The 13,944-nt window shown below is 42.0% G+C and carries 13 protein-coding genes; 7 read left to right on the forward strand and 6 right to left on the reverse strand.

All coding sequences use genetic code 11. The features are described from left to right. Positions 1 to 279 precede the first annotated feature (279 nt). Positions 280 to 705: a bis(5'-nucleosyl)-tetraphosphatase gene (locus tag ACUVXA_RS06970; protein WP_445870525.1), complete on the forward strand. Its 426-nt coding sequence runs from the start codon at positions 280 to 282 to the stop codon at positions 703 to 705. A 78-nt stretch (positions 706 to 783) separates the two neighbouring features. Here the strand turns inward: ACUVXA_RS06970 and ACUVXA_RS06975 are convergent, their stop codons facing one another. Beyond that, a complete protein-coding gene (locus ACUVXA_RS06975) occupies positions 784 to 1,887 on the reverse strand; it encodes a lipoate--protein ligase family protein (RefSeq protein WP_445870526.1) in 1,104 nt (367 codons plus the stop codon). 243 nt (positions 1,888 to 2,130) lie between these two features. On the opposite strand from ACUVXA_RS06975, the gene ACUVXA_RS06980 reads away from it, so the two are divergent. After that, positions 2,131 to 3,201: a 1-aminocyclopropane-1-carboxylate deaminase/D-cysteine desulfhydrase gene (locus ACUVXA_RS06980; RefSeq protein WP_445870527.1), complete on the forward strand. Its 1,071-nt coding sequence runs from the start codon at positions 2,131 to 2,133 to the stop codon at positions 3,199 to 3,201. A 12-nt stretch (positions 3,202 to 3,213) separates the two neighbouring features. On the opposite strand, the gene ACUVXA_RS06985 is transcribed toward ACUVXA_RS06980, so the two are convergent. Beyond that, entirely contained in the window at positions 3,214 to 4,524 is a 1,311-nt protein-coding gene (locus ACUVXA_RS06985) for a TldD/PmbA family protein (protein WP_445870528.1), read from the reverse strand. 228 nt (positions 4,525 to 4,752) lie between these two features. Here ACUVXA_RS06985 and pdxS point away from each other — a divergent pair, with 228 nt between their 5' ends. Both pdxS and pdxT read left to right on the forward strand, forming a co-directional pair. Beyond that, on the forward strand, positions 4,753 to 5,616 hold the full coding sequence (pdxS, locus tag ACUVXA_RS06990) for a pyridoxal 5'-phosphate synthase lyase subunit PdxS (RefSeq protein ID WP_445870536.1): 864 nt from the start codon (positions 4,753 to 4,755) through the stop codon (positions 5,614 to 5,616). Beyond that, on the forward strand, positions 5,613 to 6,230 hold the full coding sequence (gene pdxT / locus ACUVXA_RS06995) for a pyridoxal 5'-phosphate synthase glutaminase subunit PdxT (RefSeq protein WP_445870529.1): 618 nt from the start codon (positions 5,613 to 5,615) through the stop codon (positions 6,228 to 6,230). The genes pdxS and pdxT overlap by 4 nt, the downstream gene beginning before the upstream one ends. A gap of 165 nt (positions 6,231 to 6,395) precedes the next feature. Here pdxT and ACUVXA_RS07000 read toward each other — a convergent pair whose 3' ends face one another. Then, entirely contained in the window at positions 6,396 to 6,923 is a 528-nt protein-coding gene (locus ACUVXA_RS07000) for a DUF134 domain-containing protein (RefSeq protein WP_445870530.1), read from the reverse strand. Between the two features lie 182 nt (positions 6,924 to 7,105). Here ACUVXA_RS07000 and ACUVXA_RS07005 point away from each other — a divergent pair, with 182 nt between their 5' ends. Beyond that, a complete protein-coding gene (locus tag ACUVXA_RS07005; protein WP_445870531.1) occupies positions 7,106 to 7,570 on the forward strand; it encodes a staygreen family protein in 465 nt (154 codons plus the stop codon). A gap of 113 nt (positions 7,571 to 7,683) precedes the next feature. Here the strand turns inward: ACUVXA_RS07005 and ACUVXA_RS07010 are convergent, their stop codons facing one another. Then, complete coding sequence (locus ACUVXA_RS07010) at positions 7,684 to 8,934, reverse strand: acyl-CoA dehydrogenase family protein (protein WP_445870532.1); 1,251 nt, start codon at positions 8,932 to 8,934, stop codon at positions 7,684 to 7,686. Positions 8,935 to 9,210: 276 nt separating this feature from the next. On the opposite strand from ACUVXA_RS07010, the gene ACUVXA_RS07015 reads away from it, so the two are divergent. Further along, entirely contained in the window at positions 9,211 to 9,510 is a 300-nt protein-coding gene (locus tag ACUVXA_RS07015; protein WP_445870537.1) for a carboxymuconolactone decarboxylase family protein, read from the forward strand. 68 nt (positions 9,511 to 9,578) lie between these two features. Here the strand turns inward: ACUVXA_RS07015 and ACUVXA_RS07020 are convergent, their stop codons facing one another. Continuing rightward, the gene (locus tag ACUVXA_RS07020; RefSeq protein WP_445870533.1) at positions 9,579 to 10,145 is read right to left on the reverse strand and encodes an Lrp/AsnC family transcriptional regulator; all 567 of its coding nucleotides are present in this window, start codon (positions 10,143 to 10,145) and stop codon (positions 9,579 to 9,581) included. Positions 10,146 to 10,376: 231 nt separating this feature from the next. Here ACUVXA_RS07020 and ACUVXA_RS07025 point away from each other — a divergent pair, with 231 nt between their 5' ends. Next, on the forward strand, positions 10,377 to 11,183 hold the full coding sequence (locus ACUVXA_RS07025) for a DUF166 domain-containing protein (RefSeq protein WP_445870534.1): 807 nt from the start codon (positions 10,377 to 10,379) through the stop codon (positions 11,181 to 11,183). A 98-nt stretch (positions 11,184 to 11,281) separates the two neighbouring features. Here the strand turns inward: ACUVXA_RS07025 and ACUVXA_RS07030 are convergent, their stop codons facing one another. After that, entirely contained in the window at positions 11,282 to 13,834 is a 2,553-nt protein-coding gene (locus tag ACUVXA_RS07030) for a penicillin acylase family protein (RefSeq protein WP_445870535.1), read from the reverse strand. Positions 13,835 to 13,944 lie beyond the last annotated feature (110 nt).

Below are 13,944 nucleotides of genomic sequence, written 5' to 3' on the forward strand. Positions count from 1 at the left end.
CAGCATAAGACAAGTAAAAACTAGGAAAAATACATACCTAAGGCGGCGTCCCGACGTTTTGTTTAGATTCCTATAAAAGCAAGAATCATAGTACATGCAAGATATATTAAGCTAGTATAGCATTATCAAGCCCCAAATTTTGTGCCAGATGATTTAAGCCCCAATAAATGTAAATTAATATAATTTTCAGACATCAAAATTTATAAAAAATGAAAACTACTATGTGAATGTTAATTAAAGTTTTTCAGCATCTCTGAAAAATAGATGGACTGATGAGTGTTGCCTAGAGAGTTCTCTGCCGGTGTAGTGATCTATAGAATGGAAAACGAGGAACCCCAATACCTTATTCTACAGCACGAAAGAGGACACTGGGACTTCGTCAAAGGAAACCTTGAGAAAAACGAGAAAGTAAGAGACACCATGATAAGAGAAGCCGCAGAGGAGACCGGGATTCAAGACCTTAAATTCGAAGACGGTTTCGAAAACAAAATCAGCTACTTCTACCGAAGAAGCGGAAAAACCGTATACAAAGAAGTCATCTTCCACCTAGCACAAACCCAAACCAAACAAGTCAAAATATCCTACGAACACAAAGACTACGACTGGGTAAACTACCATAAAGCACTAAAAAAACTAAGCTTCGAAAACTCAAGAAAAACACTAAAAAAAGCACACAAAATAATAATAGAAAAAATAAAAAAATAAATTAAATGAATGAAAAGCATCACTTCCTAATTTTACAGACCATATTCCTGCTACAAAACCATTAGCACATCTCTATTTCTATTTTTTAAGCGACTCTCTACCCGCAATCAAAGCTTTCAAGAAATCCTCGGGACTAATTTCAGACGTTTCCCAGCCTGGCTTCTCATAAGCCGCCTTAATCTTCTTCAGCATAGCATCATCATCGTTTATCGAGACACCCTTGAACGATTCCTCCATCTCCCTCAGAATAGGCACCGGCTTAGCGTAAAAATCTCCCGCAAAAAACATGTCCTTAATAACACCCTTAGGATCCACCAGAATTCGGGATTCCACCAGCTTTCTCGCCTTATACTTTCCAATAGCCACCTTATAATCCTTGGGCGCCCCAGCGAACTTCCTCTTGCTGGAACGAGCAAACGTGTGCTCCTCCGACATCGCCTTCATATTCAACAACGCCATCTGATCCAATTCTTCCTTAGTATACCAGCCCGGCTTAAACTCAATTCCCAGAATATCCTCAAAAGCCTTATACACAGCACCCGCAAACTCGTACGGATTCGGACAGTAACCAGTCTCCGCCTCCACACCACCCTGATACTCATCAAAAGTCTTCAACTTCTTATCCTTAAACTTCTCCGCCGGAATCTTAGCCACCTTAATCAAAATATCGTCACGAATATAACCCGGCATATTCGACGAATTCACAATATAGTAGCCAAACAGCTCCGTAATACCAACAGCACCCACCTTCCGGCCACTAGCCTCAGCACGAACATCATCCGGAGGATAATACTTCGCATCCTCCACACCCAACATCCGATAAACCTCAGTCAAAGCCTCACCAGTCCTATTAAAAGCATCCTTCATCGTAGGATAAGTCTCCTTATCCACACTCATAGCCAAACCCATAAAACCATGAGTATCAAGAAAAATAGTGCCGCCTCCCATTCCTTCCATACGTCTTGCGAGTTCTATGTTGTACTTCTTCGCCAGTTCTAGGTCGAAGTCTGTGTCAATGTCTTGGAAGTATCCGAAGGTGATGCAGGGTTTGGGCCAGTACATTACGAGCGCGGTGTTTGGCGTTTTGTTTGCCGCTCTTGATGATAGTAGGGACATTGAGGCTGTGAGTGGCTTTGCTGCGGTTCCTTCTACGTCTAGTATGAATCTCCATTCTTTAGCCATAAAAAACAACCTTCTAAATGTGTAATACCCCATTATATGTTTTTAAAAACTTGTTATATTAGAACTGCTATAAAAAAGTTTCTTAATCTTTTTAGCTTAGTTAGATATTCTAATAATTGTAATAGTATATATATTTTGAAATCTAATTTTTTCTGTATTGAAAAATTTTTAGCTTTGATGGGTATTATTATAATGGTAAAGGTTTTAATAATTTTGAAACGGCAAAATGGTGAGATGGTTATAATGAACAAGGGTAGGAAACTTCCCCTTTTGTTCCAAGAATTTCCTAAATTGAAGGGACATATTCCTTGGATGCCTTTAACCCGGGTGACTCCGGTGCAGAAACTTGAAAAATTGGGCAAAAAATTGGGTTTAAAAGAATTATGGGTTAAGAGAGATGACACGACGACTGATATTTATGGGGGTAACAAGCCTCGTAAGCTGGAATTTGTGCTTGCAGAGGCACTCCAGCAGAAAAAAACCAAGGTAATTACCTATGGAGGAACGGGTTCTAATCACTGTTTGGCTACATTGCTTTTCGCTAAGAAATACGGTTTGGAAACTATACTGGTTTTGTGGGATCAGCCGCTTACCGCTCATGTACAGAGGCAGCTTCTATTGTTCCAGTCGCTGGGGGCGCAGCTGATTCATATGAATGATTTCGATTATAATAAGCTGTCCGATCAGGATAAGATTTACAATGTGGGACCGGGAGGAACCTCTCCGCTGGGAATATTGGGATATGTAGAGGCGGCGCTCGAGCTGAAAAGGCAGGTGGATGAGGGGTTGATGCCTGAGCCGGAGTTGATTTTTGTGGCTGCGGGCAGTCTGGGGACGCAGGCTGGTTTAGAATTGGGAGTTAGAATTTGTGGTCTGGGTTCTAAGGTGGTAGGGGTTCGAGTGACTGCGAAGGATTTTGCCAACCCTGGTTTGGTGACCACTTATGCCAGGGAATCATACGAGCTTATCAAGGACTATCTTGGTGGTGTTCCTGAGCCGGATTTTAGGGATGTCACTGTTCTAGATGACTACGCTGGAACAGAATATGGTGCAGTAACCCAGGAAGGGGTAGCGGCAATTGAACTGATGAAGAAGTATGAAGGCATTCAGCTGGAAACCACGTATACTGGTAAAACTCTGGCGGGCCTAATGGATTACACTAAGAAACATGATTTTAAAGATACTCCGATACTTTTCTGGAACACTTATAATTCGGTGGACCTTTCAAAATATATGAAGCCCGGAATAACCTACAAGGATTTGCCTGAAGTGTTTCATAAGAATTTCAAAGAAGATCTGCTTCACAAAAAATGAGAACTGGGAAAACTAGATGCAGTGAATGTTTGAAATCCTTATGTGGGGTCCCCCTTCGGAGATTGAGAATCCCTTCTCAATGTTTGGTCTTAATTGGAAGTCTTTTCCGATGGCGTCTATATTGGGTATTATTTTTTTGATTTCTCCTATTATTCTTAGATGTTTGATGGGCTGTTTTGCTACTCCTTTCTCCACGATGTATCCTATTTCTGGAGATAGTTCGAATCGCCCCTCGGAAACTGTTGATTCTGCTCTTACCACTCCTTTAGTGTATATTCCGAAGCGGTTTTCTTCTAAGATTTCTTCTATGCTCCAGTCTGAAGGCTTGATGTATATGTTGCTCATTAAGGGTCGGGGCATGTGAAATACTCCGTGTGCATTCCCCGGTTTGTCTTCTCCTTTGGCAGTTAGTCGGGTGTGAAGTAATTGCACTCCTTTTTCGCTGAGCAAAATTTTTTGGCTCCCCTGGACTCCTTCATCGTCCCAGTGAAAGGAACCGTAACCATTCTCTAGGGATGGATCATCTACTAGTTCTAAGGGTTCCTCGAAGCTTAGTTTAGGGAAATTTTTTTCCTGGTAGATATCTGCCTCCAACATGTGGGCTATTTCATGGGCGAGAGCTCCGGTTCCGTCATTATCTAAAACTATATTAAATTTGGTACCTGCACCCTTCGAGGCTAGTACGCCTGCTTCTGTAGATTCAACCGCTCTCATGGTCAAGTCTTCAATTATATCGTTCCAATTTTCGGCTTCAATTATTTCAAATCCTCCCCTCCCCCCGATACCCTTACTGGAAAATCCCTCAGACAAGCCCTTTGCCACTACATAGACAAAAACGTCAACTAGGGGAACCTTCTCAGTAATATCGGCTCCCTCAGAGCTAACAAAATGGTAATCCGTAAAACTGTAAGAAGCAATGATCTCGGCTCTGGAGTAAAAATTTCCCAGAGAATCCTTAACCTCATCTTTCATGTTTTTCAAAAATTCTAGAACACTTTCAACCTCAAACTCCTTTTTCCCCGAAAAGATTTTCTCCCCCTTTTCCGCTACTAGTGGGAGGAGCTCAATTTTTGATTCAGACATCTCTGCCTGTTTTAGAGCAAGTTCTGATACTTCTTTGAGACTTTTTATGTCATGGCTATTGGTGCTTGCTATACCATAACCTTTTGATACAGCTCTACACACCACTCTCTCAGATTTGTGTTTAAAAACATCTGCTGACTCCCCTCTAAAAGCAACTTCAGCCACTTCTTGTCTAATTAAACGAACATCACAATATCTAGCAGAGGACATTTCGCCCAGAATACCGTGCATATCAATCATTAATATCCCAAACCCGAAACTATTCTAAAATTGAATAATTATCTGGACTTCTTAATAATTTTTCAAGATCGAGAGAAATATTTATTTTTATTAAAGTGATTCTGATACACAATTCACTTCTGGTATATTTTTAATATGCCCTAATTTAAGGCTAAAGAGGTGAAAATAGTGGAGAAAAAAACCAAACCAGAATGGATCAAAGGAACCGTTAGAGTGAAACGTGGCTTCATGCATATGCAGAAACATGGCGTCATAATGGATGTCACTAACGTGGAGCAAGCCCAGATTGCAGAGGAAGCAGGGGCCGTAGCAGTTATGGCACTGGACAAACTCCCATACGATGTCCGAAAGGCAGGAGGCGTGGCACGCACCGCAAGTCTAAAAGTCATAGAGGAAGTAATGGACCACATCACAATACCCGTGATGGCCAAATGCCGCATAGGACACACCTACGAGGCCAGAATACTGGAAGCCATCGGTGTGGACGCTATCGATGAATCCGAGGTACTAACCCCTGCAGATGAGGAGAGACACGTCTGGAAGTGGGATTTCACTGTACCCTTCGTCAACGGTACAAGAGACTTGGGAGGTGCTCTTAGGAGAATCGAAGAGGGTGCTTCCATGATAAGGACCAAGGGTGAAGCCGGAACCGGCAACGTGGCCGAAGCGGTAAAGCACATGAGAATAATGAATAGTCAGATAAGGCAAGCCAAAATATTACTGGAGAACGAGGACTATCAGGAATTAGTAAAACTAGCTAGGAGTCTAAATTCTTCCTTTGATTTGGTTTTAGAAACTGCTCGGCTAGGAAGACTTCCTGTAGTGAATTTCGCTGCTGGAGGTATCGCAACTCCTGCGGACGCTGCTCTTATGATGTCTCTGGGATGTGACGGAATATTTGTGGGTTCAGGAATCTTCAAGTCTGAGGATCCCCTGGAGAGGGCGAAAGCCATAGTCACAGCGTGCACCTACTGGGACGACCCTAAAATAGTGGCAGAAGTCCAAAAAATGATAGATGAAAGAAAATCCATGGCCGGATTGGACATTCAAACCTTGGAGTTAAGGATGCAGGATAGAGGAGCAGAAATATGAGTAACTCTAACATGAGAATCGGCGTATTGGCTCTACAAGGTGCAATAGAGGAACATGTTTCAATGACTAAATTAGCTTTCAAATCCTTGAAACTAGAAGGCGAAGTGCTCTGGGTTAAAAATCTTGAGCACCTGGAGGAAATTCAGGGTTTGATAATTCCGGGTGGAGAGAGTACCGTTATGGGACGATTACTGGAAACCAGTGGGCTTCTAAGTGCCATCAAAAAATTTGCGAATGAAAGTAAACCGGTATTGGGAACCTGTTCGGGAATGGTTCTTTTAGCTAAAGAGGTTTATGACCGGGTGGTGGGTAAAACAAGTCAGCCAACCCTAAAACTCATGGACATAACTGTGGAGAGGAACGCTTTCGGGCGTCAAGGGGAGTCCTTTGAAGAGGACTTGGAAATTCAGTTGCTGGGTGAAAAAAAGTTTAAGGGAGTTTTTATTCGCTCTCCTGTGGTCCAAAGTTTAGGAGACAATGTTAAACCTATATGCTACCTTAATGGGAGAATCGTAGCTGTACAGCAACAGAATATATTGGCAACATCATTTCATCCCGAGCTAACAGATGATACCCGATTACATGAATTTTTCCTAAAAAAGGTAACAAAATAACAACCCACCAGTATTAATTTATTCTTATTCTTGGGTATCTTAAAAATAGAAAAATTATTGTGATTCCAAGGAGAAGTTTTAAGGAAATGTGAATGAGAGCGCTTTTGGTTGGGATATTTGTTTCTCCTTGGAATCACCTTTTCCTTTTTATTTACATTTTAGTGTTTACCATTGTGGGGGGCCTCTTCCTCCGCCTGCTCCTGCGCCCATTCCTCCGCCTGGTCCGGCAGCTCTGCCCAGTCCGCCTCTTCCTCTGCCTCTTCTAGCGTATCCACGATCTTCGGGTGCTCGGTGGACATTGGTTGAACCGCATTGGGGGCAGTTGTTTGGTCTTGGAGTTCCGTATAGTACTTCCCATCTGTGGTTGCACTGTAGGCATACAAATTTTTTCATTTCCATCTGAGCCATTTTGTAATCACCTCCTTGGAGGCGTAATTCTTTGCCTTCAACCAAGGCTTCAGCAACCTTCTCTCTGGCACTTTCAATGAGCCGGTAGAAGGTGGGCTGAGAGATACTCATTTTATTTGCGGCTTCCTCTTGAGTGAGTTTTTCCAGATCTCTTAGTCGGATGGCCTCTAATTCGTCAAGAGTTAGAATCACTATCGGTTGGTTGGTTTCTATGTCTCCTACTGGTTTGAAGCCGGTGATTTCTGGTTGGAATCCTATTTTTCGTATCTTCCTTGGTCTCGGCATACCCACTCATTATGAATATATATTCATAACTATTTATATCTTTCGAACCCTCAAGCCTTAAAATCACAAACTAAGACGAAGGAATAATCGAGAAACTATTTAAAAAACAACTAAATTGTAATTCTATCAGCCATTTTGTCACACTAATGAGGGCTCATTGGTCTATCAGGGAGTTGTCGAGAATGGTTCGCCTAAACCCAGAAAAATTACATGTAAAATATACATCCGGGATTAGTAAAAAAGATCCCATATCTGCGCGCCGCTATACTCTTATTCACTCGGATCGCAGTGGAAAACTATTCTTAACCATCGGTCGAGAATACGATAAAAAGCAGATCTCAGGCATATACACCCGCCTCATGCGGGACGAAGTCCTAGCTGAATGGATAACTGATGATGCGAAGCCCGCTCTACACGTCTATTGCCACGTGAGTGGAGGACTAGTTTTCGGACCAGCAGGTTGGAGATATGCAATCTTTCGTAGCGAGTTGCCTCTGGTGCTGGAAGTGTTTCGTTATGGTGACCGATCTCTATTTGAGGCTCATCCCGAACTGGACAACGCCCCAATCTGGATTCACTTCCAAGCTTCCCAGCCCCGCTATCGAAAAGTAGAACAATGGGGAAAACTTGCCGACTATAAACTATAAATTATAGACCCATATAACAATCAGCAAAGAAATCTAAGAAAATAATTTTTTTAAAAAAAGTAAAAAATAAATTTTTTAAGGGAAGAGTGATTATCCATTTTTTTCAATGTTTTTTATTCGTATACTTTTTCGGCTATTTTGTGGGCTTCTATGGCGTCTAGTTCAATGTCTCTTTCCTTCTCCAAATTGCCCCCCATGAGCTTGCGATAGGCTTCGTGTTGCACGATTAGCTGCATGATTTCGTTGGAACCGGTCCATATAACTGCGAGTCTGGCATCTCTTAGGGCCCTTTCCAGAGGATAAACTTGAGTGTATCCGATTCCACCAAGTATCTGCATGGCGTCATTCACTACTTCCCATCCCACCTGGGTTGCAAACATTTTGGCTTCGGATACCAGTCTCCTTGTTTCGTAGGAACTGGGATCACGGTCCGCTTGTCTAGCTGCGGTGAAAATTAGGGCTCGGGCGGCGTCCAGTTTGGTTAGAGAATCTGCTATCTTGAAGCTTACTCCTTGGAACATTCTTATTGGGACTCCGAAGGCTTTTCTCATGTTGGCGTACTTCATGGCTAGTTCTAGGGCGGTTCTGGTACCGAGACTTCCCGCGGCGGAGGTTAGTCTTTCGGGGAGCATCATACGGTTGAAGATTTCTCTTCCTCGGTTCTCGCCTAAAAGTAGATTCTCGGCCGGCACTTCTGCTCCTTTGAGCTGTATACGGGCGGTTCCCATTCCTCGGAAGCCTAGTAAGCCATAGGTTTCTGCAATTTCTACGCCCATGTCTTTTTCCACTAGAAAGGCACTGAGTGCTTTGTGTCCTGGTACTTTCGGATCGGGGTTGGTTCTTGCATACAGTAGGAATAAGTCCGCTGCCTTGGCTCCCGCTATGAAGCGTTTTTCTCCCGTGAGATAGTAGATATCTCCGTCTTTTTCTGCTACGGTGTTTGTTCCGAAGAAGTCTGAGCCTCCGCGGGGTTCGGTTAAACCCTCAGCTGAGACCATTTCTCCTTTTAGTATTGGAGCTAGGTACTTTTTCTTGTGTTCTTCGGTTCCAAAGACATTAATTGCTTCGCCCACAATTATGGGCATGGACCAAGAGCATCCTAGTCCACATCCGAAGAGTCCCACTTCCTCAAGTGCCACGCACTCTGCTAACCAGTCTAATTCTCGGCCCCCATATTTTTTGGGAAATCTTAATCCCAAAAGGTTTCTTCTTCCCGCTTCGCGGTAAAAATCATAAGGATACTCAACTTCCTCAGCGTCCATGGCTCTCAACAAGTTGGGGTCGACCCACTTAACAAAATCTTTGACTTCATCTCTTAGCTTAAGATGCACCTCATCAAGAAAAATGTCATTTTCCAAAACCAATTTTTAAGCCTCCACAATAAAATTTAATCCTTTCCTTTATAAAAGAAACTAACACTTTATTTCCAATATGGTTGAAAGTTAGTTGTAAGTCATACAAATATTTTTTGCCAAAAAAGAAAAATGGATAAAACAACACATTGAGAAACAATAATCTAACTATATTTTTGTCCCAAATTGTTATATAGCTCTTATCAACTTAATTTGGAGGAAGTGGTTACGTTGGAAGGTGTCATCGAAACTTTTAAAAAAGAAAGGGAAAGATTGAACGAGATAGTGATGAACTACTCTGGTTTAAATATTAAAAGATTCTATAATCTTGATTCTAGAGTATACGAAGAGGCTAAACTCTCCAAAAAATTTAAGGAACTACTAGGACTGGTAGCCTCCCTAGTACTAAGATGTGACGATTGCGTCAAATACCATATAATAAATTGCCATGAAGAAGGTCTGACCAGCCAAGAACTGGACGAAGCTCTATCCATCGCCCTTGTGGTCGGAGGATCAATCACCATTCCCCATCTGAGACGAGCCCTTGAAGCATGGGACCAGTTACAAAAAACCGATAAGAAAAAATAAAAAAATTCCTAAAAAAATACAATAAATGCAAAAATACGAAACCTCTGGTAGCCCAGCTCTCTTTACTCCTACCATAGTTTTCCTTTGTATTGACCTACTGCGGGGCAACCAAGGCAGCGATCTTCCTTATAGCTTGCGCAATCCACACATTGGATATCGATTCCGCAGGGCTGCTTATCCACAATTTCTACTTTCATTTGAATGGGCATAATCAAATCGTTTGCCACCGAAATAATAATGTTAAAATCCACTTCTTTTACTTCCTCTAATGGTCTCAGATGGCCGTCGACTATAGACTCTAATGTTGCTATGTCCTCGCCCACGAATAGCAGGCAAAGATTACTCTTTCCAGACACCGTGAAACCGTTGAAGAAGTAGGGGCAATTTTTAAACATTTTTAAAATTTTCGCACTGTTATTAGTGGAGATCTCCACCTTGGCGAGATGCAGACCCATCTTTAAAGGGTTTATTCCGCAAACTTTGCTGAAAGCCCCCATCTCCCTAAGTTTTTTCAGCCTTACAGCAACTGAGGGTTGTGATAGATTGATTTTCTCGGCAATTTTTTCTTGAGAAATGTCAGGATCTTCACTCAGTAGTGTTAATATTTCACGATCCTTATCATCCAGTTTGAACATGCTTTGTCCCATCTTAATCACTGAGGCTTCGCTATTTCACCTTGAAATTATTGTTTCCTGTTATATATATTTTTATAGTTTATAGATAAATTTGGTTAAAAAACAATAACTTATTGTGGAAATTTTTATTAAATATTTCTTATTCATATAATTAGAGATGGAAAAACTTTACAAAAATGTTAACTTAAAAACCGATAGAAAAATTGGAAAACTTATGGTAGGAGGATGTTTATGCGCATTTACATTATTTATGGTGATGAATTCGGGGAGAGAGTTATTGGAAACCTTATGAATTTTTCAACCTTCTGCACCTCCTGCGGAGAAGCCTGCGGTCACTGCCGTCTGGAATACGGTTCTTTCGCCGGCGATATATACGGAGTCGACCGAATAGCAGGCAATTTACCCACATTCATAGAAGAACCCGAAAAATACTTGCCCAAAAATCCTCCCCAATGCGACATAATAATAGCAATAGGTCTCCACCAAGACCTACTAGCAAGTTTACCCACATTAGTGGAAAAAACGAAAGCCAAGGGCGTAATAGTGCCCATAGAGGAATCTAACTGGTGCCCCCCCGGCCTACAAAAACAGGTAGAAGACGAACTAAATAGGATGGGTGTGGCACATGCTTTTCCCAAACCCTTCTGCACACTGGAAGAAAGCGGGCACAACACTATAATTGATGAATTCATTCAGAGATATAAAATTGGCAAACCAGTAGTAGAAGTCACAGTTGATGATGATATTATAACCCATACCAAAACGCTTAGAAGTGCTCCATGCGGAAGCACTTGGTACGTAATGAAGCAGATAGAAAAACGCAGCATACAGGGAATAAATGAGAGAATCTCGGAAGCCCACCACGCCTACCCCTGCACCGCCAGCATGCAAGTAGATAAAACACTAGGCGACACAATACTCCACGTGGCAGGATACGCTATAAGAGGAGCCATACAAGAAGCAATGGAAAAAGCCAAAGAGAAAAAACAAGCAATCACACAAGTAGCTTCAAAAATTAAAATAAACCAAACCACCTAAACAAATCCTCTTCCAATTCTTTTAATTCACTACAAATTATTTAAAAAAAGAGAGGAAAGGTAGTAGTAGCATTCTTTTTTCTAATAGATTTTGTGATTTTATGGTCTTCTAGCTACTATTGCTACAGCCGCCACACATATTATCAAAACTAGAGCAGCGATTCCACCGAACATCAAAGAAGATGAAGCTTGCTGACTAGTAACAGCTTGCCCAACACCCACTAAGGTGAAGAAGTTTGCCAATGCTTGATAGTAGGGCAACATAATCAAGTAGATTGTCTGGGCAAGTGTATATACTGGAACCGATATGTTACCCTTCTCTGTGCTCTGGTTATTTGGATTTAGAATGTCTTCATCATAGAAGAAGTCTGGGTGAAGCTGGTCCTTGCTATAATATTTAAGTAGCATGTCATCAAAGTGCATAGAGCTCTCATTATTGGTGTTGCCGTATGGTAAGCAGCTCCAAGATTTGACCTTTCCACCCTCCCACGTTGTAACCATTTCGAATGATTCTCCACCATAACAGTACCATAAGCCAGTGTTTGAATCAAATATTCCATAGTGCGGATTCAGACAACCGTAAGGATCACCTGAGGTTCCATTCAAACCTACTACTTTGGTACCTCTAACCACAATGTGAACATTGCCCCAATATACTCCGGTAGCATTTCCATACTTGGATACCATCCAATTCACTGTGGCGTTCAAAGTACTAAGAGCAACAGATTCATTAGCTGGGGGTTTTCTGTTTGTATTCTGTGTCCAGATTTGGAACACGGTCATAGCAGTTTGATTAGTAGCGTACTTATCCCAGTTTTTAAGCAGAACCACTGTCGCATTAAGTGTCTCATTTCCAGAACCGGGAACGTTGTCAGGTAGCTTATCTATGTAGTCGGTCGCTAAGTAATAGACTGAACTGTTACCCGCAATTCCAAGAAAGTCTTCAGCAGTAACTGAGCCTGATCCTCCCGCAGCGAGGCCATATAATATGTAGAACATGTTATATCCTCTTGTGTAGTTGCTCATAGCCCGGTAGTATCCACCACCAGGTAGGTAAGTGTAGTGGTTTACCAGATATCTGGGGAATGGCTTTGTTTCGTTTGTGATTGTGATGTTGTTTGGCTGGGTGGTTATGTTCCAGGGTTGAATGTTGCAGTTTTGCATCCATCCACTGGTGGGGTCTTCTTGTGTTGGTAGATCGCCAAAGGGTATGAAATCTCCCCAGTCGGTGGTAGTGTTCCATCCTGGTACACCCAAGTTCCAGTTCCACATGTCATTTCTTTGTGGGCACATCGCATTCCAAACATAGTAGCTCTCATTGTATACGGTTGCCACCATGTAGTTGAACATCGCTACTCCCAGCATAGACATAGCTTCTTTCCACTGTGTAATATTTTGTGCAGTATTCATCAGGTAAAACTGCTCAATGCCCGTCCATTGCCCGCTTGTGGAATAGTTTACCGCTAACGCGTAGTGTGCTGTCTCATTTATGGTCAATAGAACTCCATGATGAGAATAATATGTCGGCACATCTTGAACCACCACACCTACACCAGGAACCAGTACCGGCAGTTTTATTACCACTTTTGTGAGAGGAACCCAGGAACCATTATAATAATACTTCGTATTAGTGGGATTGAGTCTTTCAATCCAAACGTCCATAAGATCAGGCTGATTAACAGTTGACATCCAAGCAAGGTACTCATTGTGCCCAATTCCGATAAATGGAAGTCCATAAAAGATGACCCCATGCACGTTCAATTCGGGTAGCGTGTCCTCTGCCGGTGCCATTAGATGTGCCTGATGCCATTGGGTAATTCCATCCCATTCTAAGTGTGGATCAGCACCCAAAATCGGATAACCTGTATTAGAAAGAGAACCATTAACAAGATACTCATTGCTACCCTTATTTAATAGACCGGAAGACCATACTGAGGGGGGCATCGGGACTGATCCTAGATAGTGCTGTTGAAGATACATTGAAACATTCCAGCCCATAGCATTTAATGTGCCTTCTGCGGTTAACCAGCCCGTAATATCTTCTGCGAATAGAAAGTTAACGAGTGCAGCCATCGAGGCTATGTCTTCTCCCCTTACTGGAGCGTTTTGCTTTATCCATGCTGGTAGGGTAGCCCAGTTCTCATAGATGTACCAATTGATGCCTGCGGCAAATGGTTCAATCATTATTTCTCTCATGGTTTCATTTATCTTCAGGTATTCTGAGTGACTTACTGGAATCTTTAATTTCCAAAGTAATCCATCGCTTTCCGCGTTTGACAAGAATTGTGCATTAAACTTGTATCCTGGATTCCACGTATTATTATACTTGTCGTATCCGAATGTTAACGATAGCCTACCTTTTGCTGTGATAAGATTTAGCATTAGTAGTTCAATTCCGTCTACCGCTTGGGCATATCCATGGCCGAAAAAGGTGTCTGCTTGGGTACTCCCATTAATGTGCGGGATACCGTAAATATCCCAAATAATAGTCACATTTCTCCCAGTTTGCTTAGCGGTATTTTCTTGAATAGCTAGTACACCGGGAAACCCGTACATTGCAGGGGTTAGTATGGCTGTAGTGATGCCGGTAAATAGTATTAGACTGACAAAAAGCGCGGCTATAGAAAATGCTAACATTTTCTTTCTCTGCAATCTCTCCTACTCCTCCATAAATTTGAATATGCTTTTACTTTTTCTGAATTATAAGGTTTTCTATTTTATATGATAATATTGTTTATTTTTTCTGTCCGCCCAACCACAAG

The organism is Candidatus Jordarchaeum sp., from assembly GCF_052745115.1.

Excerpts from the sequence above, each read along its gene's own strand:
- ACUVXA_RS06975 (WP_445870526.1), bottom strand. The coding sequence starts at position 1,887 with ATGGCTAAAGAATGGAGATTCATACTAGACGTAGAAGGAACCGCAGCA.
- pdxS (WP_445870536.1), top strand. The coding sequence starts at position 4,753 with ATGCATATGCAGAAACATGGCGTCATAATGGATGTCACTAACGTGGAG.
- ACUVXA_RS07025 (WP_445870534.1), top strand. The coding sequence starts at position 10,377 with ATGCGCATTTACATTATTTATGGTGATGAATTCGGGGAGAGAGTTATT.
- ACUVXA_RS06985 (WP_445870528.1), bottom strand. The coding sequence starts at position 4,524 with ATGATTGATATGCACGGTATTCTGGGCGAAATGTCCTCTGCTAGATAT.
- ACUVXA_RS07015 (WP_445870537.1), top strand. The coding sequence starts at position 9,211 with ATGAACTACTCTGGTTTAAATATTAAAAGATTCTATAATCTTGATTCT.
- ACUVXA_RS07005 (WP_445870531.1), top strand. The coding sequence starts at position 7,106 with ATGGTTCGCCTAAACCCAGAAAAATTACATGTAAAATATACATCCGGG.
- ACUVXA_RS07000 (WP_445870530.1), bottom strand. The coding sequence starts at position 6,923 with ATGCCGAGACCAAGGAAGATACGAAAAATAGGATTCCAACCAGAAATC.
- ACUVXA_RS07020 (WP_445870533.1), bottom strand. The coding sequence starts at position 10,145 with ATGTTCAAACTGGATGATAAGGATCGTGAAATATTAACACTACTGAGT.
- ACUVXA_RS06980 (WP_445870527.1), top strand. The coding sequence starts at position 2,131 with ATGAACAAGGGTAGGAAACTTCCCCTTTTGTTCCAAGAATTTCCTAAA.
- pdxT (WP_445870529.1), top strand. The coding sequence starts at position 5,613 with ATGAGTAACTCTAACATGAGAATCGGCGTATTGGCTCTACAAGGTGCA.